The organism is Marinobacter sp. B-21 (assembly GCF_056857895.1).
Genome location: NZ_JBSXNZ010000089.1, coordinates 116,430 through 136,401, shown reverse-complemented (window position 1 = coordinate 136,401; position 19,972 = coordinate 116,430). Strand labels below are relative to the sequence as shown.

The 19,972-nt window shown below is 58.8% G+C and carries 22 protein-coding genes; 16 read left to right on the top strand and 6 right to left on the bottom strand.

The annotated features are described in order from the left end of the window. Positions 1 to 97 precede the first annotated feature (97 nt). From AC13C0_RS20615 to AC13C0_RS20580, 8 genes are all read left to right on the top strand, one after another. On the top strand, positions 98 to 1,114 hold the full coding sequence (locus tag AC13C0_RS20615) for a LysM peptidoglycan-binding domain-containing protein (RefSeq protein ID WP_341580930.1): 1,017 nt from the start codon (positions 98 to 100) through the stop codon (positions 1,112 to 1,114). 62 nt (positions 1,115 to 1,176) lie between these two features. Continuing rightward, the gene (gene dprA, locus AC13C0_RS20610; RefSeq protein WP_117618911.1) at positions 1,177 to 2,325 is read left to right on the top strand and encodes a DNA-processing protein DprA; all 1,149 of its coding nucleotides are present in this window, start codon (positions 1,177 to 1,179) and stop codon (positions 2,323 to 2,325) included. 44 nt (positions 2,326 to 2,369) lie between these two features. Continuing rightward, positions 2,370 to 2,942 (top strand): L-threonylcarbamoyladenylate synthase type 1 TsaC, encoded by a 573-nt coding sequence (gene tsaC, locus AC13C0_RS20605; RefSeq protein ID WP_117618910.1) that lies wholly within the window; start codon positions 2,370 to 2,372, stop codon positions 2,940 to 2,942. An 8-nt stretch (positions 2,943 to 2,950) separates the two neighbouring features. Then, positions 2,951 to 3,877: an oxygen-dependent coproporphyrinogen oxidase gene (gene hemF / locus AC13C0_RS20600; protein WP_341580929.1), complete on the top strand. Its 927-nt coding sequence runs from the start codon at positions 2,951 to 2,953 to the stop codon at positions 3,875 to 3,877. Next, positions 3,870 to 4,697 carry a shikimate dehydrogenase gene (gene aroE, locus AC13C0_RS20595; RefSeq protein ID WP_117618908.1) on the top strand — a complete coding sequence of 276 codons (828 nt, stop codon included), beginning with the start codon at positions 3,870 to 3,872 and terminating at the stop codon, positions 4,695 to 4,697. Before hemF ends, aroE begins: the two co-directional genes overlap by 8 nt. A gap of 55 nt (positions 4,698 to 4,752) precedes the next feature. Next, entirely contained in the window at positions 4,753 to 5,526 is a 774-nt protein-coding gene (locus AC13C0_RS20590; RefSeq protein ID WP_117618907.1) for a MotA/TolQ/ExbB proton channel family protein, read from the top strand. A gap of 4 nt (positions 5,527 to 5,530) precedes the next feature. Then, on the top strand, positions 5,531 to 6,364 hold the full coding sequence (locus AC13C0_RS20585) for a flagellar motor protein MotB (protein ID WP_117618906.1): 834 nt from the start codon (positions 5,531 to 5,533) through the stop codon (positions 6,362 to 6,364). A 113-nt stretch (positions 6,365 to 6,477) separates the two neighbouring features. Continuing rightward, positions 6,478 to 6,795, top strand: a complete 318-nt coding sequence (locus AC13C0_RS20580; protein WP_117618905.1) for a PA4642 family protein — start codon at positions 6,478 to 6,480, stop codon at positions 6,793 to 6,795. A gap of 41 nt (positions 6,796 to 6,836) precedes the next feature. On the opposite strand, the gene AC13C0_RS20575 is transcribed toward AC13C0_RS20580, so the two are convergent. Both AC13C0_RS20575 and AC13C0_RS20570 read right to left on the bottom strand, forming a co-directional pair. Then, positions 6,837 to 7,292: an Hsp20/alpha crystallin family protein gene (locus AC13C0_RS20575; protein WP_117620389.1), complete on the bottom strand. Its 456-nt coding sequence runs from the start codon at positions 7,290 to 7,292 to the stop codon at positions 6,837 to 6,839. Between the two features lie 177 nt (positions 7,293 to 7,469). Then, complete coding sequence (locus AC13C0_RS20570) at positions 7,470 to 8,021, bottom strand: gamma carbonic anhydrase family protein (protein WP_341580928.1); 552 nt, start codon at positions 8,019 to 8,021, stop codon at positions 7,470 to 7,472. A 216-nt stretch (positions 8,022 to 8,237) separates the two neighbouring features. Here AC13C0_RS20570 and prlC point away from each other — a divergent pair, with 216 nt between their 5' ends. Together prlC and AC13C0_RS20560 are read left to right on the top strand one after the other, a co-directional pair. Beyond that, positions 8,238 to 10,283, top strand: a complete 2,046-nt coding sequence (gene prlC, locus AC13C0_RS20565; RefSeq protein ID WP_341580927.1) for an oligopeptidase A — start codon at positions 8,238 to 8,240, stop codon at positions 10,281 to 10,283. A 72-nt stretch (positions 10,284 to 10,355) separates the two neighbouring features. Then, positions 10,356 to 10,607 carry a YheV family putative zinc ribbon protein gene (locus AC13C0_RS20560; RefSeq protein WP_117618902.1) on the top strand — a complete coding sequence of 84 codons (252 nt, stop codon included), beginning with the start codon at positions 10,356 to 10,358 and terminating at the stop codon, positions 10,605 to 10,607. A gap of 28 nt (positions 10,608 to 10,635) precedes the next feature. Here AC13C0_RS20560 and AC13C0_RS20555 read toward each other — a convergent pair whose 3' ends face one another. Then, positions 10,636 to 10,866 carry a DUF1653 domain-containing protein gene (locus AC13C0_RS20555; protein WP_117618901.1) on the bottom strand — a complete coding sequence of 77 codons (231 nt, stop codon included), beginning with the start codon at positions 10,864 to 10,866 and terminating at the stop codon, positions 10,636 to 10,638. A gap of 160 nt (positions 10,867 to 11,026) precedes the next feature. On the opposite strand from AC13C0_RS20555, the gene AC13C0_RS20550 reads away from it, so the two are divergent. Next, positions 11,027 to 12,823 (top strand): sensor domain-containing diguanylate cyclase, encoded by a 1,797-nt coding sequence (locus tag AC13C0_RS20550; RefSeq protein WP_341580926.1) that lies wholly within the window; start codon positions 11,027 to 11,029, stop codon positions 12,821 to 12,823. 9 nt (positions 12,824 to 12,832) lie between these two features. Here the strand turns inward: AC13C0_RS20550 and AC13C0_RS20545 are convergent, their stop codons facing one another. Both AC13C0_RS20545 and AC13C0_RS20540 read right to left on the bottom strand, forming a co-directional pair. Continuing rightward, a complete protein-coding gene (locus AC13C0_RS20545; protein ID WP_117620387.1) occupies positions 12,833 to 13,219 on the bottom strand; it encodes a DoxX family protein in 387 nt (128 codons plus the stop codon). A gap of 71 nt (positions 13,220 to 13,290) precedes the next feature. Beyond that, positions 13,291 to 13,941: a hypothetical protein gene (locus AC13C0_RS20540; protein ID WP_117618900.1), complete on the bottom strand. Its 651-nt coding sequence runs from the start codon at positions 13,939 to 13,941 to the stop codon at positions 13,291 to 13,293. Positions 13,942 to 14,548: 607 nt separating this feature from the next. Here AC13C0_RS20540 and coxB point away from each other — a divergent pair. The 3 genes from coxB to AC13C0_RS20525 all read left to right on the top strand — a co-directional run bounded on the left by coxB (position 14,549) and on the right by AC13C0_RS20525 (position 18,268). Continuing rightward, positions 14,549 to 15,673 (top strand): cytochrome c oxidase subunit II, encoded by a 1,125-nt coding sequence (gene coxB, locus AC13C0_RS20535; RefSeq protein ID WP_482954927.1) that lies wholly within the window; start codon positions 14,549 to 14,551, stop codon positions 15,671 to 15,673. Positions 15,674 to 15,730: 57 nt separating this feature from the next. Next, the gene (gene ctaD / locus AC13C0_RS20530) at positions 15,731 to 17,314 is read left to right on the top strand and encodes a cytochrome c oxidase subunit I (protein ID WP_117618898.1); all 1,584 of its coding nucleotides are present in this window, start codon (positions 15,731 to 15,733) and stop codon (positions 17,312 to 17,314) included. A gap of 66 nt (positions 17,315 to 17,380) precedes the next feature. After that, positions 17,381 to 18,268: a cytochrome c oxidase subunit 3 gene (locus AC13C0_RS20525; protein WP_117618897.1), complete on the top strand. Its 888-nt coding sequence runs from the start codon at positions 17,381 to 17,383 to the stop codon at positions 18,266 to 18,268. 9 nt (positions 18,269 to 18,277) lie between these two features. Here AC13C0_RS20525 and AC13C0_RS20520 read toward each other — a convergent pair whose 3' ends face one another. Further along, complete coding sequence (locus tag AC13C0_RS20520) at positions 18,278 to 18,481, bottom strand: twin transmembrane helix small protein (protein WP_099618222.1); 204 nt, start codon at positions 18,479 to 18,481, stop codon at positions 18,278 to 18,280. Positions 18,482 to 18,561: 80 nt separating this feature from the next. On the opposite strand from AC13C0_RS20520, the gene AC13C0_RS20515 reads away from it, so the two are divergent. Together AC13C0_RS20515 and AC13C0_RS20510 are read left to right on the top strand one after the other, a co-directional pair. Then, positions 18,562 to 19,299, top strand: a complete 738-nt coding sequence (locus AC13C0_RS20515) for an SURF1 family protein (protein ID WP_117618896.1) — start codon at positions 18,562 to 18,564, stop codon at positions 19,297 to 19,299. Continuing rightward, complete coding sequence (locus AC13C0_RS20510) at positions 19,292 to 19,930, top strand: hypothetical protein (RefSeq protein WP_117618895.1); 639 nt, start codon at positions 19,292 to 19,294, stop codon at positions 19,928 to 19,930. The genes AC13C0_RS20515 and AC13C0_RS20510 overlap by 8 nt, the downstream gene beginning before the upstream one ends. Positions 19,931 to 19,972 lie beyond the last annotated feature (42 nt).

Here is a 19,972-nt window from a genome sequence, read left to right as displayed (position 1 = left end):
TATAGTAACTGGAATACCAACGTAATAAGCTGCAGGTAACTGACTGCATCCCAACAGAATGCAAAAGAATCAAGGCACGCGATCAAGGACTTACACAATGAGGAAACTGCTGTACGCTCTGGCAGCAACTACGCTGCTGTTAACCTCCTGGGCCCATGCGGCACCGGAGTTGCGGTCCGATCATCCCGAGCGTTACACCGTTGTGAAAGGTGATACCCTCTGGGACATTTCGGCCCGTTTTCTGAATAACCCGTGGTATTGGCCGGAGATATGGCATGTGAACCCGCAGGTCGCCAACCCTCACCTGATTTACCCCGGCGATCGCCTTGCCCTGGTTTACATTGATGGCAAGCCCCGTATTACCAAGGTAGCAACCAGCGACGTGGTCAGGCTGTCGCCACAGGTCCGTTCCGAGCCCATCGATACGCCGATCCCCGCAATTCCGCTGGATGCCATCGGCAGCTTCCTGACCGACACCCGCATCGTAAGCCCGGAAGAACTCAATGGTGCTCCTTACGTGCTGGAAGGTGAGGATGGCCGGATTATTACCGGCGCTGGCGACCGGATCTACGCCCGCGGAGAAAAGCCGGCCAACAAGGTTGGAGTCTTCCGTCGCAGCAAGGAATTCAGGGATCCGGGGACGGGCGAATTCCTTGGTCTTGAGGCCCGCAGCATCGCCCGCGGTGACGTGGCCCGTGAAAATGGTGACGTACTGACTGTGAACCTGACCAGCTCCAATGAAGAAGTTCGTATTGGCGACCGGCTGCTGGTAAGCGAAGACCGCCGCCTGACCACCAGCTTTGTGCCCAGCGTACCCAGCGAAAACGTAGAGGGTCAGATGATCTCCGTCGATGGTGGTGTCAGCCAGATCGGCCAGTTTGACGTGGTTGCCATCAACCGCGGTACCCGCGAAGGCCTGGAAGCGGGTAATGTGATGGCGGTGCTGAAGAGTGGCAACCTGGTTCGCGATCCCGTGACGGGTGAAACCATTGAGCTGCCCTCAGAGCGCGCCGGGCTGCTGATGGTTTTCCAGGCCTATGAAAAAATGAGTTATGGCCTGGTGCTTCAGGCCAGTCGTGCCCTGGCAGTTGGTGACAAGGTCACCAACCCCTGATCGACTGATATTGAGTGGCCGGACCAGGAAGGCCGGCCGACGCTTACTGCAAGGATGATGCTGTGTTTTCCTCCCCTTTGGCCCCCTGGCTGCTGCTTACCTGTTTACCAAAATTCGGCCATGCCCGACGCCGCGAATTGCTGGCGGAAATCCCTGAACTGAAGAACCTGCTCACCATGAACCCGGCCACCCTGCGGGCACTTGGCCTGGCCGCAGAAAGCCGTGCGGCCATCCAGGCGTGGCAGCAGCAGGACGAATCGCATCCGGTGGTGCGTGAGGTCCGGACCATTCTGGAAAACTGCCGGCGCCATAACATTGGCATTCTCACCTGGCAGGATGTCGACTATCCGGAGCAGCTAAGGCACATTCACGACGCCCCACTGGTACTCTATACCCTTGGCAACACGGGGCTTCTGGGTCGGGAGCAGATTGGCATTATCGGGAGCCGCAAGGCCACACGGGCCGGTCTGGACCATGCACGCCGGTTCGCGGCTGAACTCAGCGCCCGGGAGTTGCTGGTCACCAGTGGTCTGGCGCTGGGTGTGGACGGCGCCGCTCATGCCGGCGCCCTGGATGCGGGCTTCCCGACCACGGCGGTGATCGGGTGTGGGCTGGATCGTCTTTATCCAAACCAGCACCGCCGCCTTGGCGAGCGGGTGATTGCCGAGGGGCTGATGATTTCCGAATACCCGCCTGGTACCCCGGCCAAAGCGGCCCACTTTCCCCAGCGTAACCGGATTATCAGTGGCCTGAGCCGCGGCGTCCTGGTGGTGGAAGCGGGTCTCCGCAGTGGTTCCCTGATCACCGCGAGGATGGCCCTGGAGCAGGGACGCGAGGTGTTTGCCATCCCGGGGTCGATCCACAGTCCGGTCGCCAGGGGCTGTCACCATCTGATCAGGCAGGGCGCGCGCCTCGTAGAAACAGTGGACGACATTCTTGAGGAACTGGGGTCCTGGTGGTCCGGGTCATTGACGGAAGATGTCGCCACCACGCCGGAGCCGAAGCGGCAGAACCGGTCCAGCCAGTTGCTGGCCGGTCTGGACAGCCGGGAAATCGCGGTATTTGAGGCTTTAGGGTATGATCCACAATCAACCGACGCACTGAGTTCAGCCACCGGTCTCCCCGCTGACCAGCTCATGCAATCCCTGTTGCTACTGGAGTTGCAAGGGTTGGTGAGCTCGGCACCGGGAGGCTTCCAGAAAATCGCCTGAGCCCCGTGTGATCATCCACCCTGATTGATTCTGACAAGAGCAGTATGGCTGTTTCCCACCCGCTTTCTGACTGGCAATTGCATTGTGTTCGCCGCACTGTGATGCACGGGGGTGTGATCGCTTATCCGACCGAAGCGGTCTGGGGCCTGGGCTGTGACCCCTGGGACCAACAGGCGGTGGAACGGATTCTGGAACTGAAGCGTCGTCCCGTCGGAAAAGGGGTGATTCTGGTAGCCTCCTCTGTGGACCAGATTCGTTTCCTGCTGGATCCCCTGCCCCGGTCGCTTCAGGCCGAAGCAGAACGTCACTGGCCCGGGCCGGTGACCTGCCTGTTGCCGGATGTAGAGCAGCAGGTGCCGGAATGGGTGCGTGGCCAGCATCATTCCATTGCGGTTCGGGTAAGTGAGCATCCAGTGGTGCGTGCCCTGTGCGACACGGTTGGCATGCCGCTGGTATCCACTTCCTGCAACCCGGCCGGGCGCCAGCCGGCGCGGAATATCTGGCAGGTCCGGCGGTATTTCGGTAACCAGCTCGACTGGATTGTGCCCGGCTCGCTTGGCGGCAATCGCAAACCCAGCCGGATTATTGATATTGTCAACGGTAAGCAGCTTCGTTAGGAGAATTCATGTCACAGCAGCCCGATAGCCATGCGGTAAAAGAGTACCTGCTGAGTCTGCAGGAAAATATTTGCAGCCGCCTGGAAGTCGTGGATGGCGGCGCTGCCTTTATCCGGGATGCCTGGGACCGCCCGGAAGGTGGCGGCGGTGTCAGCCGGGTAATTACCGAAGGGAAAGTGTTTGAAAAAGGCGGAGTCAACTTCTCCCATGTGATGGGAGAGACCATGCCGGCTTCAGCCACGGCCCACCGACCCCATCTTGCCGGCGCGCCCTGGGAGGCTATGGGCGTTTCCCTGGTGATTCATCCGAACAACCCCTATGTGCCCACCTCGCACGCCAATGTCCGCTTTTTCATTGCCAGGCCCCGGAACAGTGAGCCGGTTTACTGGTTTGGCGGCGGTTACGATCTCACCCCCTATTACGGTTTCGAGGAGGACTGTGTGCATTGGCACAAGACCGCCCGGGCCGCGTGCGAAGCCTTTGGTGAGGGTACCTACCATCGCTTCAAGCACTGGTGCGACAATTATTTCTATCTCAAGCACCGGGACGAGCCCCGGGGTGTGGGTGGTCTTTTCTTTGATGATCACAACACCGGGGGTTTCGAGCAGGACTTCGGCCTGATGAAAGCCGTCGGTGACAGCTATATTGAAGCCTATGAGCCCATTGTCCGGCGCCGGATGGATCACCCTTACGGTGACCGTGAGCGGGATTTCCAGCTCTACCGGCGTGGGCGTTACGTGGAGTTCAATCTGGTGTACGACCGCGGCACCCTGTTTGGGCTGCAATCCGGCGGCCGGACGGAGTCCATCCTGATGTCCCTGCCGCCCCTGGTGCGCTGGGATTACAACCGGACCGTGGAACCGGGGTCTGACGAGGCCCGGCTCACGGAGTTTTTCCTGACCGGCCGGGACTGGCTGGAGGCCAACCATGACTAACGATCTGTACGCCGTTGTTGGCAACCCGGTCAGCCACAGCAAGTCGCCAAGGATTCACAGCCTGTTTGCCAGCCAGACCGGCGAGGCGGTGGAATACACCGCCATCCAGGCGCCCCTGGACGGTTTCCCGGGCACCGTGAGGCAGTTTTTCGAGCGCGGTGGCCAGGGCCTGAATGTGACGGTGCCGTTCAAGGAAGACGCCTGGAAGCTGGCTGAACGCCGGACCGAGCGGGCGGAGAAGGCCGGGGCGGCCAACACCCTTTATCAGGATGGCGCCGGCGTGCTGACCGCCGACAATACCGACGGCTGCGGCATTGTCCGGGATCTGGTCCGGAATCATGGGGTGCGCCTTGAGGGTGCCGATATTCTGGTTCTGGGTGCCGGAGGGGCGGTCCGCGGCGTTCTGGGCCCCCTACTGGCGGAGCGGCCGGCCTCTCTTACCATCGCCAACCGCACGCTTGCCCGGGCGCAAGCCCTGGTTGAGCTGTTTGCACCGGTTGCCGGCTCCACACAGCTGTCTGCCTGCGCTTTTGACGAGCCCCGGGAACCCTATGACCTGATCATCAACGGCACCAGCGCCAGCTTGCAGGGCGATCTGCCACCTCTTTCACCGGAGGTGATTGGTGAGAAAACGGTGGTCTACGACATGATGTATTCCTTGCAGACCACGACCTTCAATCAGTGGGCCCTCGATCAGGGCGCGCAAACCGTTTACGACGGTCTTGGTATGCTGGTGGAGCAGGCGGCGGAATCATTCCGGATCTGGCGTGGTGTGGCCCCGGAAACCGCGCCGGTGATTGATGAATTGCGCGACGACTGAGCCCCTGGCCCCGGATTGGGCTATGCTCAGGGTCAACATTCCGTAAGGATTTTCAATGGATATTCTTACCCTTGTGGGGCTTGTAGCCGGTGTCCTGATTGTCATCCTGGCAATGCTGACCAATGCCTCATTCCTGACATTTCTGAACCTCCCGGGCCTGGCCATTGTGCTGGGCGGAACCTTTGCCGTTACCCTGATCAAGTTCCGCATGGCGTCTGTGATGAGCGCCTTCCGCCTGGCCATGTCGGCGGCGTTCACCGACCGCATGGCCCGGCCCGCGGAGTTGATCCGGGAGGTAGGCTCGCTGGCCGTGGTGGTGCGCAAGGAGGGTATTCTCGGGCTGGAGAATCATCAGACCGGCAACGAGTTCCTGCAGAAAGCCATCAATCTCTGTGTTGATGGCCATTCGCCTGAACTGGTCGAAGAAGCTCTGGCCCAGGAGGCCCAGCAGACCGCCGAACGCTATGAGGTGGCCGAGCGGGTGTTCCGCGGCATCGGGGAATCCGCGCCGGCTATCGGCATGTTGGGTACTCTGGTGGGGCTGGTGCAGATGCTCAATACCCTGGACGACCCCTCGTCCATAGGCCCGGCCATGGCCATTGCCCTGTTGACCACCCTGTATGGTGCCTTCATCGCCCAGCTGATCGCCCTGCCCCTGGCGGACAAACTCCAGCTCAAGGCGGAGGACGAGGCGCGCAACCAGCTACTGATTCTTACCTCGATCAAGAACATCATGCGTGGCGAGAATCCGCGGGTAATGACCGAGCTGTTGTCATCGTTCGTCACTCCGGAGCAGCGTACCGGTCTGGCGCCGGAGCGGGAGGCCTGAGGCTTTGGAGCTGGTCCGGAAGAAAAACAAGCTGCGTCTGAAGAACGACACTCCGGCCTGGATCGTCACCTTTGCCGACCTGGCCACCCTGCTGCTCACCTTTTTTATTTTACTGTTGTCCTTTGCAGAATTGGATGTCGAGAAATACCGGGCCATGGCCAACTCCATGGCGGTCGCTTTCGGGTCCAGCAATGTGCTGGCAGACGATGTCGGCGGCTCGCCCCTGACCCTGATCGAATCGGAGTCCGTTTCGCTTCCTCAGCCATCCGAATCCCAGGCGAGGGTGCCGGAGTTTATTGACGAGCGCACAGATGGCGCCGCCCCTACCAAGATTCCCGGCGGCGTGATTGATCTGGCCAGCCGGATGATCCGGGAGCTGGAACCGGAGGTGGCCTCAGAGGCCCTGAGCGTCAATTACGATGAAAACCAAGTGGTTATCCGGTTCTCCGAGGAAGCCACCTTCCGCTCCGGGGAAGCCGCTATCAAGCCGGAGATGATGCCGATTATCGAACGTGTCGTGAACGTGCTGTCAGCCTGTACCGGTGACGTTCTGGTATCCGGATATACCGATGACCGGCCCATTTCCAGTGACCGTTATCGCTCGAACTGGGATCTTTCAGCGGCCCGGGCGGTTTCCGTGGTCCATGAGCTGGTCATGAACCGCCAGGTTCCGGCGGAGCGGGTGGTTGCGGCCGGTCGCGCCGAGACCAACCCGCTGGTGCCTAACGACTCACTTGAAAACCGGGCGCTGAACCGCCGGGTGGAAATCGCCATTCGCAATCCGGAATGCAATGACGAGGTTGCCACCGGCGATCTTCCGGTCGAAATCCTGCCCTGAGCCTTATATCTGCTGCGCAGCCTCTCATGCGCAATCCATATAACTGACGTGCTTTCAGGGCTTTATACTATGCCCCCGATAATTCACTGGCACAGCGGAATGAGAGAACAACCATGAGTGGACCGGACAAGCCCAAAGTCATTGGCGAGGAATGGAGTGATGAGCGGGTCAGGAGTTTCCTGGACATCCTGCCCTGGGATGCTGCTGAAAACGCCGATTACAACGCCCTGCTGAAGGCCTACCAGGCCATGCGGGCCGGAGATTTCGAGCGCTTTATCGGGTTCTTCGTTGCCGAGGGCCGGGATCTGAACGCCACCAACGGCGAGGGTGAAACCATCCTTGATCTGATTTCCCGGCATCGTCGGAGTGTGGACTACGCCCGGTCGCTGGAAAACGCCGGTGCCAAAAAAACGACCGCAGCCGGGAGCTGATCCCGGTGCGGCCGCGTCTCGCGGTCTGAAGCCGGCGGAAGTTACTGCACGTCGACCTCAATGGCCTTGGGCTCTTTCGGTTCAGTCTTCTGGAGTGTCAGGGTCAGCATGCCGTCCCTGAAGCTGGCCTTCACGCTGTTTTCATCGACATTGTCCGGCAGCGTGAAGCGGCGCAGAAAACTGCCGTAGAAGCGCTCAATCCGGTGGTGCTTCTTGTCTTCGGCTTCTTCCTCGCTCTTGCGTTCGCCCTGAATGCTCAGAACGCCCTCGTGCACGGTGACTTTCACGTCTTCCCTGGACATGCCCGGCAACTCGGCTTCAATGGTAAAGGCTTCCGGCGTCTCCTTGATGTCGACCGCCGGGGCCCAGTCGCTGCGGCTGAACAGATCCCTGCCTTCGCGCTCGCCACCGGAGCGGGTCAGGCCAAACATGCGGTTATAGCGGTTCATCAGGTCTTCAAACTCATTGACCGGATTCCAGCGGGTAATATTGCTCATAAGGATTTCCTCCTTTTCGTCGTGAACGAATCTGAATAAACAGACATCAGCTTCGATCACGGAACAGCTCCATGCCGGTGGCGCCAGCCGGATGGTTATCCGTGAACCTCTGCTAATTTCGAATGTAGGTGCGCACGAAGGGTTTTCAAGGGCTGGGTGTTCGGATTTTGATCGGAATCAATCCCCACCGGACTGTGGCGCCTCAAGGTATTCATCTTTCAGCCGGACATAGTTGGCGGCCGTGTATTTAAAGAACCCCCGCTCCTGGTCGGTCAGCGCCCGGGCCTTTTTACACGGCGAGCCAACGTACAGATGCCCCGATTCCAGCGTCTTCCCCGGCGGCACCAGACACCCGGCAGCGACAATCACCTCGTCTTCCACCACGGCCCCATCCATGATGATACAGCCCATACCCACCAGCACCCGGCTACCAATGGTGCAACCATGCAGCAGCGCCTTGTGGCCGACGGTTACATCATCTCCCAGCGTTAGTGGGTAACCCCCGGGGTTATAATCACTGGCGTGCGTGATGTGCAGCACCGATCCGTCCTGAATGCTGCAGCGATCCCCGATCCGGATTTGGTGCATGTCCCCACGCACGACCGTCATGGGCCAGATGGAGACGTCATCACCGGTCTGGACATCGCCAATCACCGCGGCACTGGGATCAACCCAGGCGCGCTGTCCAAAATGTGGCGTGATACCCTTGTGTGAGCGTACATTTGTCATTACATAGTACCTGTTAATTAAGCGTTTACCCGGTGGCCCGGGGTACCTGTGGGAGAGGCCCTTCCAAAACTGTGCGGAGCCATGGATGGCGGAGCCCAAGCGTCACATGGACGTGCCGCAAGGAGCGTGTTTTGGAAGGGCCTCTCCCACAGGTGCCCGCCCCGGTAGTTGATACACCGAAACTACCTTAGATACAAAGAGCTGAGAAGGGGACTTATGAATAACCCGTTACTGACCGATGACCTGTTGCCGAAGTTTGACCATGTCCGCACGGAACACATGGAAACGGCAATTGACCAGATTCTCAGTGAAAACCGGATGAAGATCAGCCAACTGGCCGGGCAGGAGGACCCCACCTGGGATACCCTGGCGCAGCCGATGCAGGCAATGGAAGACAAACTGAGCAACGCCTGGTCGGTGATTTCACACCTGAACGGGGTGATGAACAGCGACGACCTGCGCAAGGTGTACAAGAACTGCCTGGAGAAGCTGACCGAGTACAGCACCGAAGTCAGCCAGAACGAGGCACTGTGCAACGCCTATAAGAAACTGGCGGCACGGGAGGATTTCAGGGATCTGAGCGAAGCCCAGCGCAAGTCGGTGGACAATACCCTGCGGGATTTCCACCTGGGCGGTGTCGACCTGCCCGAGGACAAGAAAAAGCAGTACGCCGATCTGTCCCGGGAGCTGGCAGAGCTGTCCAACCGCTTCAGCGACAACGTTCTGGATGCGACCCAGCACTGGTTCAAACACATCACCGATGTGGATGAGCTGACCGGCATTCCGGAAACCGCCATCGAAGGCGCCAGGCAGGCGGCCCGGCAGAAGGAGTTGGACGGGTATGTGATTACCCTGGATTTCCCCAGCTTCTTCCCGGTGATGACCTACTGTGACAACCGGGATCTGCGCCGGGAAGTCTACGAGGCGTTTGTTACCCGGGCGTCGGATCAGGGCCCGGATGCCGGCCAGTGGGACAACACGCCGGTGATGGCGGAGATTCTGAAGCGCCGCCATGCTCTCGCCCAACTGCTCGGTTTTGACAACTTCGCCGAGCGCTCCCTGGTCACCAAGATGGCCCGCAGCAGCGACGAGGTGCTGGAGTTCCTGACCCAGTTGGCGGCCAGGTCCAGGCCCCAGGCCGAAAAAGAGTTTGCCGAACTGAAGGCTTTTGCCAAAGACGAGTATGGCGTGGAGGACATGCAGGCCTGGGACATTGGCTACTACAGCGAAAAACTGCGCCAGAAACGTTATGACATTTCCCCGGAAACCCTGCGCCCCTGGTTCCCGGTGAACAATGTAGTGCCCGGCCTGTTCCGGGTGGCGGAGAAGTTGTTTGATGTGCAGATCGAAGCCAGACCCGAGGTGGAGACCTGGCACGAAGACGCCACCGCCTACTGCATCAGCCGTAACGGCGAACCCCTGGCCTGGTTTTACCTGGACCTGTTTGCCCGCCAGGGTAAGCGCGGCGGCGCCTGGATGGCGGATTGCCGGGTTCGCTGGCGCAACCAGCGTGGCCACCTGCAGCTACCGGTCGCTTTCCTGACCTGCAACTTCACGCCCCCGGTGAACGGCCAGCCGTCATTGTTGACCCACGACGAGGTCACCACCTTGTTCCATGAGTTCGGTCACGGCCTGCACCACATGCTGACCCAGGTCGACGTGCTGGACGTATCCGGCATTAACGGCGTGGCCTGGGATGCGGTGGAGCTGCCCAGCCAGTTCCTGGAGAACTGGTGCTGGAACCCGGAATCCCTGGGATTGATCGCTTCGCATCACGAAACCGGCGAACCGCTTCCGGAAGATCTGTTGCAGAAGTTGCTGGCAGCGAAGAACTTCCAGTCCGGAATGGCCATGGTGCGCCAGTTGGAATTCTCCCTGTTTGACTTCCGCCTGCACGCGGAGTTCACCAGAGAGGCGCCCACCAACCCGCTGGATATGCACCGCAAGGTGCGCAGCGAAATTGCGGTGGTGCAAGCCCCGGAATTCAACCGCTTCCCGAACTCGTTCTCGCACATTTTCGCGGGTGGATACGCAGCCGGTTATTACAGCTACAAATGGGCGGAAGTACTGGCGGCCGATGCTTTCTCACTGTTCGAGGAGAAAGGCATCTTCGATCCTGAAACCGGCAAGGCCTTCCTGAACAACATCCTGGAGAAAGGCGGCTCGCAGGAGCCCATGGAGCTGTTCAAAGCGTTCCGCGGCCGGGAACCGCAGGTGGATGCCCTGTTGAGACAATCCGGCATCACGGACGAAGCCGCCTGAGAATAAACGGTGTCGGGTCAGGCCAAAGGCCGTAACCCGACAACCAATACCCATATTGACGGGAGTACTCTTATGGCGAGTCCAAAACGTTTTATCGCCGGGGCCGTCTGCCCTCGCTGTGGTGAGATGGACAAGATCATGATGTTCACCACCGATGACGATGACCAGGTACGCGAGTGCGTGGCCTGTGGCTTCACCGATGCGGTGTCTGACGTCGAACAGCCGACCAGCCCGGAGCTGGAAACCCGGGTGAACAAGCGCAAGAACGAGGACGATCACACCGTCCGGCAGGTGGTGTTTTTCAAGGCCGGGGCAGACGACTGACGCCGGCAGTCAAGGTACGTGATTACCGTCAGGCTTCGTCGAGGCGGGCAAAACGGGGAACCTGCTCGCCGGCCACTTCCACGGTTTCCCGGAACATGGTCAGAGGGCGTACCCAGAGGCTGTAGTCGCCGTACAGGCAGCGGTAAACCACCATCTGCTCTTCGGTTTCACTGTCCCGGGCGATGCCGATCACTTCGTAATCCTTGCCCTTGTAGTGGCGATAGCGGCCGGGCCGTATCGTGTTTTTATGTTCTGTCATCCTGTACCTCGGCGGATTCAGGCCTGTTGAACCCTGCTTTTACGGGGGACGCAGGGGGCGTAACCGTATAAACTTGATCAGGAATGGCAGGGATGCGAAAAGACTCAGCCAGGGCCTGAAGTGTAGAACAACTACCCGGCCCCGGAAACCGGAAACCGCTATGACTTGGCAGGCCTCCTGCGTATTCCTGATTCTATTGTGGCTGACAGGTCTGGCCAGCGCCCCCGTTCAGGCAGCCCCGGTGGCTTTCGAGTGGCTGGAGGCGCCGGCCAATGAGCTGGCGCTGGCTGATGTCCGCGCTGCGCCGTCGGCCAGTTGGCAACGCTTTGGCGCCAGCGAGGTTTTCAATCGCGGTTTCAGCAATGGCAGTTTCTGGCTTAAGATCGAGGTTCCGCCAGAGCCGGCCAACCGGGTGCTTGAGATTGGCTATCCGCTGCTGGACGAGGTTTCTGTGTACTGGGTGCTCAATGGGGAGCTGATCCAGACTCACCAGACTGGCGACACCCTGCCTTTCAGCAGTCGCCCCATCTATCATCGCAATTTCGTGTTCCTGGTGCCCTCGAATACCCAGCCGGTGACCGCCTTCGTGCGGGTGAAAACCCTGGGATCGGTTCAGATTCCCGTGGCGGTCACGCCTTCGGCCGAGTTTCTGGCCAATGAGCAGTTGTCCTATGGCTGGCAAACGGTGTTTCTGGGCATCATCATCGCGATGGCGCTGTACAACCTGTTCCTGTTCGTTATTGTCCGTCATTCAACCTACCTCTGGTACGTGCTGACGGTCGTTGCCACCGGGCTGGTACAACTGAATTTCCATGGCCTGCTGTTCCAGTGGCTGTGGCCGGATTTACCCGTTATCAACCGCTACTTCACGGTGCCGGCCATCAGCCTTGCCCTGTTTTGTGCCGCCATGTTTACCCTTCGGTTCCTGAACGTCCGCCTCTACAGCCATGCCAGTTACCGGTTTCTGCAACTGGCTCTGGCGGGCGCCGGATTTGCGTTTCTGTTCGGCCTGTTCGGCAGCTACCAGGCGGGAATCGTGCTGATCAGTGTGCTTGCCGCTGTGGTAACACCGGCGGCCTGGCTGATTGGCATGCTGGTCTGGCGCAAAGGCCAGATCCTGGGTGGCTTCTATGTGCTTGCCTGGACGCCGCTGCTGATCGGCCATCTGATTCTGGCCTTAAGCAAGCTGGGTGTCATGCCCCGCAGCTTCATGACCGAGTTCGTGCCCCAGGTGGGAATAGCCCTGGAAGTGATCCTGCTTTCATTCGCCATGGCCTATCGCATCAACCTGGAGCGCCGCCGGAGACACCAGGCTCAGGAACAGGCGCTGGTTATTCAGCAGCAGGCCAACCAGACCCTGGAGTCGCGGGTTCAGGAGCGCACCGAAGAGCTGGAGCGGGCCAACGAGCAGCTCAAGGCTATCAGCCTGACGGATGGCCTGACGCACGTTGCGAACCGACGGCGGTTCGATGAAAAGCTTGCTGACGAATGGAGTCGGGCCCAGCGTCACGGTCATCCGCTGAGTCTGTTGATGCTGGATATCGATCGTTTCAAACGGGTAAATGACGAGCTTGGGCACCTGGTGGGTGACGATTGCCTGACGGAAGTCGCAGCCCTGTGTGCCCGTGAAATCCAAAGATCCGGAGATCTGCTGGCCCGTTATGGCGGTGAGGAATTCAGTATTCTGTTACCGGCAACGCCGGAACAAGGCGCGGTTGAGGTGGCCGAGCGGGTTCGCCAGGCGGTGGCCCGCCATCCGGTGCATTCCAGGGAGCGGGTGGCACCGGTCAGCCTGACCATCAGTGTGGGTGTCGCCTCCCTGGTGCCCACTCCGGGCATGGCAGCCCACGAGCTGATCCGGCAGGCCGATGAGGCGCTGTATGCCGCCAAGGAATCGGGCCGCAACCGGGTAATGGTTGCCCGTGGATTCGGGGCGGCGTCGGTCCCCGGCGCCTGACCAGAGCAGTCAGTTTTTCAGCTTGTAACGCCCAGGCCCGAGGAAAATCACTGCCACCGCTGTGAACAGGAAGAACCCCTGGAGTTCCAGCGCCCAGCCTCCGTTGCGGCCCAGGGTCAGTAATTCGTTGGTATGCACAAGCACAATTGCCACCAGCATATTGAACACGATCAGCAGGGCGCCAATGCGGGTCTGGTAGCCCAGAATCACCATTAGCGGGGCAATGATTTCACCCACGAAAACCCCGTAAGCCAGGAAGCTGGGCAGCCCGTGGCTGGCCAGCGCGCCTTCAATGAAACCAACACCGTTGAGCAGTTTGGCAATACCGTGGAACAGTATCAGGCCGCCCAGGGTCAGGCGGATAATCAGTTTTCCCAGATCAGCGTTTTCGAGCAAGGTGTGGGTCTCCAGTGTACTGTTGATGGTCGCCGCATCACGGCAGGCCACGGCAGAGCACTCAAAACCTGTCAGGACAGGCCGGAACCGAGGGAGAATCGAATGTGGTTCCTTACCAGCAGATTTTCCCAGTAATGCCGCATCCAGTCCCAGGCGGCGTTGTTGACCTGTTCGACGAAGGGGTCGAGGTTGAGCTCGTAATAGTCCGGCGTGCCGGCTATCTGCAACACGGTCACGGTTATGGAGTCGTCCAGTTCATTGGCAAAAGGCTCGCCAATCAGCTGGTGAGCGAGCAGGTTAGCACGAGTCGCCTCCATATCCACCAGTTTGCTGGTCCGGGTGCACCGGTTGTTTTCATACATTTCTTCCATCAGCCGGTGGCACAGATAGGCCCGGATCAGCAGGCCATCGAGGCCGTCATAACGCACCAACAGGGCTGAGGGCTGGGTGAAGTAACGGATGGCGGCACTGACAAACGGTTCAAACAGATCGGCTTTGCCGGCCTCACGGGCACAGGCTTCGACGCATTCAATCAGTCTCGGTGCCAACTCTACGTATTCAACCACAAACTGGAACAGACAGGTGGCCGGCTGGTAGCCCTCGATAGTGACGGCAGAGGGCAACGCGGCAACCTTCGCATGCAGCTGCCGGAGGAAGGTGCCGGAGCGGGCTTCCTTGCGCCGAGCCTGATCAATAATTTCGAGGACTACCTGTGGTGTCATTTCAGGAGATGCCAATGTTTGAACGAATTGAGGTCGCAAGGCGCCTCCCGTTGTTAGTAGCAGTTAGCAACGAGTTCCCGGGCAGGTAAAGAGTAGGGCTGGCTACCCCATCGTGCCTGCCTTTTCTGACAAGTGTAGCCGAGATTCGGCCAACTGCTTTTCCGGCATTGTGAAAATACACAGTCGTAATGTTACAGATTGAACTCCGGTCACTGGCTCTCAAACCATCGTCCGTTTCGGGTATGAGAGCGGCACAGCTACCCATACTGAGACTCGGGGCTATCGAGGAGCCCTGGCACGGCGGCGTCCACCAGCCCCAGCAGGGGAACGGTGAGGTTGGTGAGCATCAATGGTCAGGCCAGCACCCAGAGACGCCGGTTGGTTACCGGAAGGTTAAATAACATATTCGTTTTAATTCTTAAAAATTATCAGTTAGATTTTTTGGGTTTAGCCGATTTTTTAGTCTTTTCTTGATCTGTGTCTATACTCGGAACTGATGTATCCGTAAGTAGGCTTCCACTCTGGTTTTTCCGGTGTATGCGAGCGCCAGTCAGGCCAGAGGGGTAACGCAAAATCCGACAAGAATAACACTCTGTGGAGACACAGTATGCGCGTGCACGCTCAGCGGGCAGGTGCCCTTTTAGGCGGTCTGATGTTCCCCGCCTGGTCCATGGCGGACTGGACACTGAACATGACCCCGGGGGTGACCAGCACCAGTAACAGGGTTTTTGACCTTCACATGACCATACTCTGGATCTGCGTCGTCATCGGCGTGGTGGTATTCGGTGTCATGTTCTGGTCCATCTTCGCCCACAGGAAATCCCAGGGCGCAAAACCTGCCAATTTCCACGAAAACACCCTGGTCGAGATTCTCTGGACCATCATACCCTTTGTGATCCTGGTGGTTATGGCGATTCCTGCCACTGCTACGCTGGTGGACATGTACGACTCCACAAAGTCCGAGGTAGACATCAAGGTCACCGGGTACCAGTGGAAGTGGCAGTATGAGTATATCAACGAGGACTTTGGTTACTTCTCGAACCTGTCCACGCCTATGGACCAGATTGAAAACCGGCAGGTCAAAGGCGAGAACTACCTCCTGGAAGTCGATAACCCCCTGGTGATTCCGGTAGGTAAAAAGGTTCGCTTCCTGCTGACGGCCAACGATGTGATCCACTCCTGGTGGGTGCCGGATTTTGGCGTGAAGAAAGATGCCATTCCCGGCTTCATCAACGAAACCTGGACCCGGGTGGACGAGCCGGGCATCTACCGTGGCCAGTGCACCGAACTTTGTGGCAAAAACCACGGCTTCATGCCCGTGGTGGTCAAGGCTGTTCCTCAGGAAGAGTACGCGGCCTGGGTGGCCGAGCAGAAGGAGGCAGCCGAGCAAGAGCGTGAGCTGACCCAGAAAGACTGGACCATGGCTGAGCTGATGGAGCGGGGCGAAAAGGCTTATCAAACTGCTTGTGCCGCCTGTCATCAGGCCGATGGCAGTGGTGCACCGCCGGCGTTCCCGGCGTTGAAAGGCAGCAAAATAGCCACAGAAGATATGGCAGCGCACATCGACATCGTTGTGAATGGTAAATCCGGCACCGCGATGCAGGCCTTTGGGAATCAATTGAGCGAGGTGGACCTGGCCGCAGTCATTACCTATGAGCGGAATGCCTGGGGTAACAGTACCGGCGAGATGGTCACACCAAAAGAGATCTTTGATTACAAGAACCAGCAGTAATCAACGCCAGATAACAGATATCACCAGCCACAATAAATGGCGGTAACGGGGGTTTTCATGAGTGCGGTTGCAGATACCCACGCCCAGGATCATCATCACGGCCCGGCTAAAGGCATCAGCCGCTGGCTGCTGACCACAAACCACAAGGATATCGGGACAATGTACCTGATATTCAGCTTCACCATGTTCCTGCTGGGCGGAACTATGGCCATGGTCATTCGCGCCGAACTGTTCCAGCCCGGTCTGCAGATTGTGCAGCCGGAATTCTTCAACCAGATGACCACCATGCACGGTCTGATCATGGTCTTTGGCGCCGTCATGCCGGCCTTTGTGGGGCTGGCGAACTGGATGCTTCCGTTGATGATCGGCGCGCCGGACATGGCGCTGCCACGGATGAACAACTGGAGCTTCTGGCTGCTGCCCTGCGCCTTCCTGATCCTGGTCTCCACCCTGTTCATGGAAGGTGGCGCGCCCAACTTTGGCTGGACTTTCTACGCGCCCCTGTCGACCACTTACGGGCCGCCAAGCACCACCTTCTTCATCTTTGCCGTCCATATCATGGGTATTTCCTCGATCATGGGTGCCATCAATGTGATTGCCACCATCCTGAACCTTCGAGCCCCGGGCATGACCCTGATGAAAATGCCCCTGTTCGTCTGGACCTGGCTGATCACCGCGTTCCTGCTTATCGCAGTAATGCCGGTGCTGGCCGGTGTGGTGACCATGATGCTGATGGACATCAACTTCGGCACCAGCTTCTTTGATGCCTCCGGCGGCGGTGATCCCGTTCTGTTCCAGCATGTGTTCTGGTTCTTCGGCCACCCCGAGGTCTATATCATGATCCTGCCGGCGTTCGGGGCGGTGTCCCACATCATTCCGGCCTTCTCCCGCAAGCCCCTGTTCGGCTATGCCTCCATGGTGTATGCGGTCGGTGCCATTGCCCTGCTGTCGTTCGTGGTCTGGGCGCACCACATGTTTACGGTGGGCATTCCCATTACCGGCCAGGTGTTCTTCATGTACGCCACCATGCTGATCGCCGTCCCCACCGGGGTGAAGGTGTTCAACTGGGTAGCCACCATGTTCCGGGGTTCGCTCAGTTTTGAGGCGCCCATGCTGTTTGCGGTGGCCTTCGTGATCCTGTTCACCATCGGCGGTTTTTCAGGTCTTATGCTGGCGATTGCGCCGGCTGATTTCCAGTATCACGATACTTACTTCGTGGTTGCCCATTTCCACTATGTGCTGGTGCCGGGCGCGATCTTCGGAATCTTCGCCTCTGCGTATTTCTGGCTGCCCAAGTGGACCGGCCACATGTACGACGAAACCCTCGCCAAAACCCATTTCTGGCTGTCATTCATCGGCATGAACCTTGCCTTCTTCCCCATGCACTTCCTTGGGCTGGCGGGCATGCCTCGGCGGATTCCGGATTACGCGTTGCAGTTTGCGGATTTCAACATGGTGTCCAGCATTGGTGCCTTCATGTTTGGCGCTACCCAGATCCTGTTCCTGTTCATTGTGGTCAAGTGTGTCCGGGGCGGTGAGAGAGCGGCTGCCAAGCCCTGGGACGGCGCTCAGGGCCTGGAATGGACGGTGCCGTCGCCTCCGCCCTACCACACCTTCGCGACACCGCCGGAAGTGAAATAGGGATGTGAAGACGCACTCGCTCCAGGACAAAAACAACTAACAACGAATAAGCCATCGGAGACTGTCATGGCGGAAAACCAGAGCTATTACGTTCCGGAACAGAGCAAATGGCCGATCATTGCCACGGTTGGCCTCGGGGTAACCCTCTATGGCGCCGCGTCCATCATGGTCAATGCGCAAAAGGGTGAGAGCTCCACCGGCGCCTGGATCATGTTCCTGATTGGCGCGATGATTATGGCCTACATACTGTTCGGCTGGTTTGGCAACGTGATCCGGGAGAGCCGGGCGGGGCTCTATAGCCCGCAGATGGATCGGTCATTCCGCTGGGGAATGAGTTGGTTTATCTTTTCCGAGGTCATGTTTTTCGCGGCCTTTTTTGGCGCTCTGTTCTATGTGCGGGTGTTCGCCGTGCCGTGGCTGGGCGGTGAGGGGGACCGGGGCAGCTCAAATATGCTCTGGGAGGGATTCCAGGCAACCTGGCCGCTGATTCAGACTCCTAATCCCGAAGCCTATCCGCCGCCAGAGGCCATCATCGGCCCCTGGGGCCTGCCACTGGTAAACACCATTCTGCTGGTGACTTCTTCGTTCACCATCACCGTTGCCCATCATGCGCTGAAAGCAGGCAACCGCACCAAGGTCAAGATCTGGATGATTGCCACGATTCTGCTGGCTATCGGCTTCCTGGTCCTGCAGGCCGAGGAGTACATGCACGCCTACCAGGATCTGAACCTGACTCTGGAGTCTGGCATCTACGGCAGCACCTTCTTCCTATTGACCGGCTTTCACGGTGCCCATGTGACACTGGGAACACTGATGCTTTTCATCATGCTGATGCGTATCAACAAGGGCCATTTCACGGCGGACAGTCACTTCGGTTTCGAGGCCGCGGCCTGGTACTGGCATTTTGTGGATGTGGTGTGGCTGGGTTTGTTCGTGTTTGTCTACATCATTTGATGTACAGGGTCAGGGAGTCGGATTCAATGTCAGGCTCCCTTGCCAGAGCGCAATAAGAATCACCGCCAGGAGCAGTATGCTAAGCGTGACCCGAACCGCCAGGGAATTCACCACCCGATTGGTTTTACCACCATCCTTGATGAGAAAGAACAGGCCACTGAACAGGCTCACGACTACGGCAAGCATCAACACAACGATAACGGCCTTGAGCATGGAACTTCCTGTTTTTATTGGTGTTGTGAATATACAGTCCGGAACGTCTTCCGGGCTCGATGAGGTCACTATAGCAGAGCATGTCTGATTCGCAGCGCCAACGCCGTCACTGGCAATTCGATTGGCGGTTGCTGGTATTCAGTGGGGTCTTCCTGCCGGTTCTGATCAGCTTGGGTGTCTGGCAGCTCAACCGGGCAGCGGAGAAACAGCTACTGCTGGATCAGTGGCAACAGGAGGCTGTAAACCTGGACTGGCCAGACATGGTGGCTCTGGATCTGAGCAATGGCCGGCCTGTGACCCTGACCGGTCTTTACGGAAACCGGAACTGGCTGCTGGATAACCGGACCCGGGATGGTGTGCCAGGGTATGAGGTTCTCACCGTGTTTCGCCCGGTTTCGGGTCCGCCGGTGGTGGTCAATCGCGGCTGGGTGCAAGCGCCCCGGACCCGGGACCAGCTTCCGGAGGTTGACCCGCCGGATGGTGTTTTCACGTTACAGGGGCGGATCAGCGATTACCCGGTGCCGCCGGTTCTTGGTGATCAACCCCCGGCAACCGGCCCCTGGCCCCGGCGCGTGCAAAGCCTCTCCAAAGAGGCGGCCCGAGCCGAAATCCCGGAGCTTCCCGGCAGGATCGTTCGCCTTTCCGGCGACCATCAGCCTGGAGCCTACCGGGCCGACTGGAAGCCGGATCTGATGGGACCGCAAACCCATTACGGATATGCCACGCAATGGTTTGCGCTGGCTGTGGCGCTGACTATATTGACTATAGTGGCAAGTTACCGAAAGACAGGAGCCAATAATGACAATGACGATGGCTAACCGGATATCCGACCAGGAGCAGAATGAAGGCCCCACCCCGGAACAGGCCCGTCGTGGCCGTCGGACCGCACTCCTTCTGTTCGTACTGGGTTTTGGCCCGATCATTGTTGCCACCATCATGTTCTACACCGGCTGGCTGAACCCGGCCGGCCACACCAACAACGGGGTTCTTCTCCAGCCGGTCGTGCCGGTTTCAACCCTTAATGTTGAAACTTCATCCGGGACACCACTGAGCGAACGCTTTGGCCCGGACAAGGCCGATCCTGACTGGATGATGATTGTGGCGGCCGGGCAGTGTGGCAGCCAGTGTGAGGAACTGCTCTACCTTGCCAGGCAGGTCAACATTGCCCTTGGCAAGAATGCCAGCCGGGTATCGCGGGCAACGGTACTGGGCAGCGTACCGGCCGATCTGCAGGCCCGCTGGCCACAGGAATACAGTTCAATGGAGCGGCTGGTTCCAGCCGCCGGCACTCAGCCTGCCTGGCCCGCCGGCATCGATCCGGAAGCGGAGCCCCGTATCCTGTTGGTGGACCCCTTCGGCAACATCTTGATGCATTACGGTTCCGAGCACACGGGTAAGGACATGCTCGAGGATCTCAAACATCTGCTCAAACTGTCGCAGATTGGTTAATGGTCAGAGCCGGAGAGTCAGCCTTGAATCAGTCGTACCTTT

What these genes read in the sequence shown, in the direction of transcription:
- AC13C0_RS20555 (WP_117618901.1), bottom strand. Translation starts at nt 10,866, where the DNA reads ATGACAGAACATAAAAACACGATACGGCCCGGCCGCTATCGCCACTAC.
- ctaD (WP_117618898.1), top strand. Translation starts at nt 15,731, where the DNA reads ATGAGTGCGGTTGCAGATACCCACGCCCAGGATCATCATCACGGCCCG.
- AC13C0_RS20590 (WP_117618907.1), top strand. Translation starts at nt 4,753, where the DNA reads ATGGATATTCTTACCCTTGTGGGGCTTGTAGCCGGTGTCCTGATTGTC.
- AC13C0_RS20520 (WP_099618222.1), bottom strand. Translation starts at nt 18,481, where the DNA reads ATGCTCAAGGCCGTTATCGTTGTGTTGATGCTTGCCGTAGTCGTGAGC.
- AC13C0_RS20525 (WP_117618897.1), top strand. Translation starts at nt 17,381, where the DNA reads ATGGCGGAAAACCAGAGCTATTACGTTCCGGAACAGAGCAAATGGCCG.
- hemF (WP_341580929.1), top strand. Translation starts at nt 2,951, where the DNA reads ATGTCACAGCAGCCCGATAGCCATGCGGTAAAAGAGTACCTGCTGAGT.
- AC13C0_RS20540 (WP_117618900.1), bottom strand. Translation starts at nt 13,941, where the DNA reads ATGACACCACAGGTAGTCCTCGAAATTATTGATCAGGCTCGGCGCAAG.
- aroE (WP_117618908.1), top strand. Translation starts at nt 3,870, where the DNA reads ATGACTAACGATCTGTACGCCGTTGTTGGCAACCCGGTCAGCCACAGC.
- AC13C0_RS20570 (WP_341580928.1), bottom strand. Translation starts at nt 8,021, where the DNA reads ATGACAAATGTACGCTCACACAAGGGTATCACGCCACATTTTGGACAG.
- AC13C0_RS20550 (WP_341580926.1), top strand. Translation starts at nt 11,027, where the DNA reads ATGACTTGGCAGGCCTCCTGCGTATTCCTGATTCTATTGTGGCTGACA.
- AC13C0_RS20510 (WP_117618895.1), top strand. Translation starts at nt 19,292, where the DNA reads ATGGCTAACCGGATATCCGACCAGGAGCAGAATGAAGGCCCCACCCCG.
- coxB (WP_482954927.1), top strand. Translation starts at nt 14,549, where the DNA reads ATGCGCGTGCACGCTCAGCGGGCAGGTGCCCTTTTAGGCGGTCTGATG.
- AC13C0_RS20615 (WP_341580930.1), top strand. Translation starts at nt 98, where the DNA reads ATGAGGAAACTGCTGTACGCTCTGGCAGCAACTACGCTGCTGTTAACC.
- AC13C0_RS20575 (WP_117620389.1), bottom strand. Translation starts at nt 7,292, where the DNA reads ATGAGCAATATTACCCGCTGGAATCCGGTCAATGAGTTTGAAGACCTG.
- tsaC (WP_117618910.1), top strand. Translation starts at nt 2,370, where the DNA reads ATGGCTGTTTCCCACCCGCTTTCTGACTGGCAATTGCATTGTGTTCGC.
- AC13C0_RS20515 (WP_117618896.1), top strand. Translation starts at nt 18,562, where the DNA reads ATGTCTGATTCGCAGCGCCAACGCCGTCACTGGCAATTCGATTGGCGG.
- prlC (WP_341580927.1), top strand. Translation starts at nt 8,238, where the DNA reads ATGAATAACCCGTTACTGACCGATGACCTGTTGCCGAAGTTTGACCAT.
- AC13C0_RS20580 (WP_117618905.1), top strand. Translation starts at nt 6,478, where the DNA reads ATGAGTGGACCGGACAAGCCCAAAGTCATTGGCGAGGAATGGAGTGAT.
- AC13C0_RS20560 (WP_117618902.1), top strand. Translation starts at nt 10,356, where the DNA reads ATGGCGAGTCCAAAACGTTTTATCGCCGGGGCCGTCTGCCCTCGCTGT.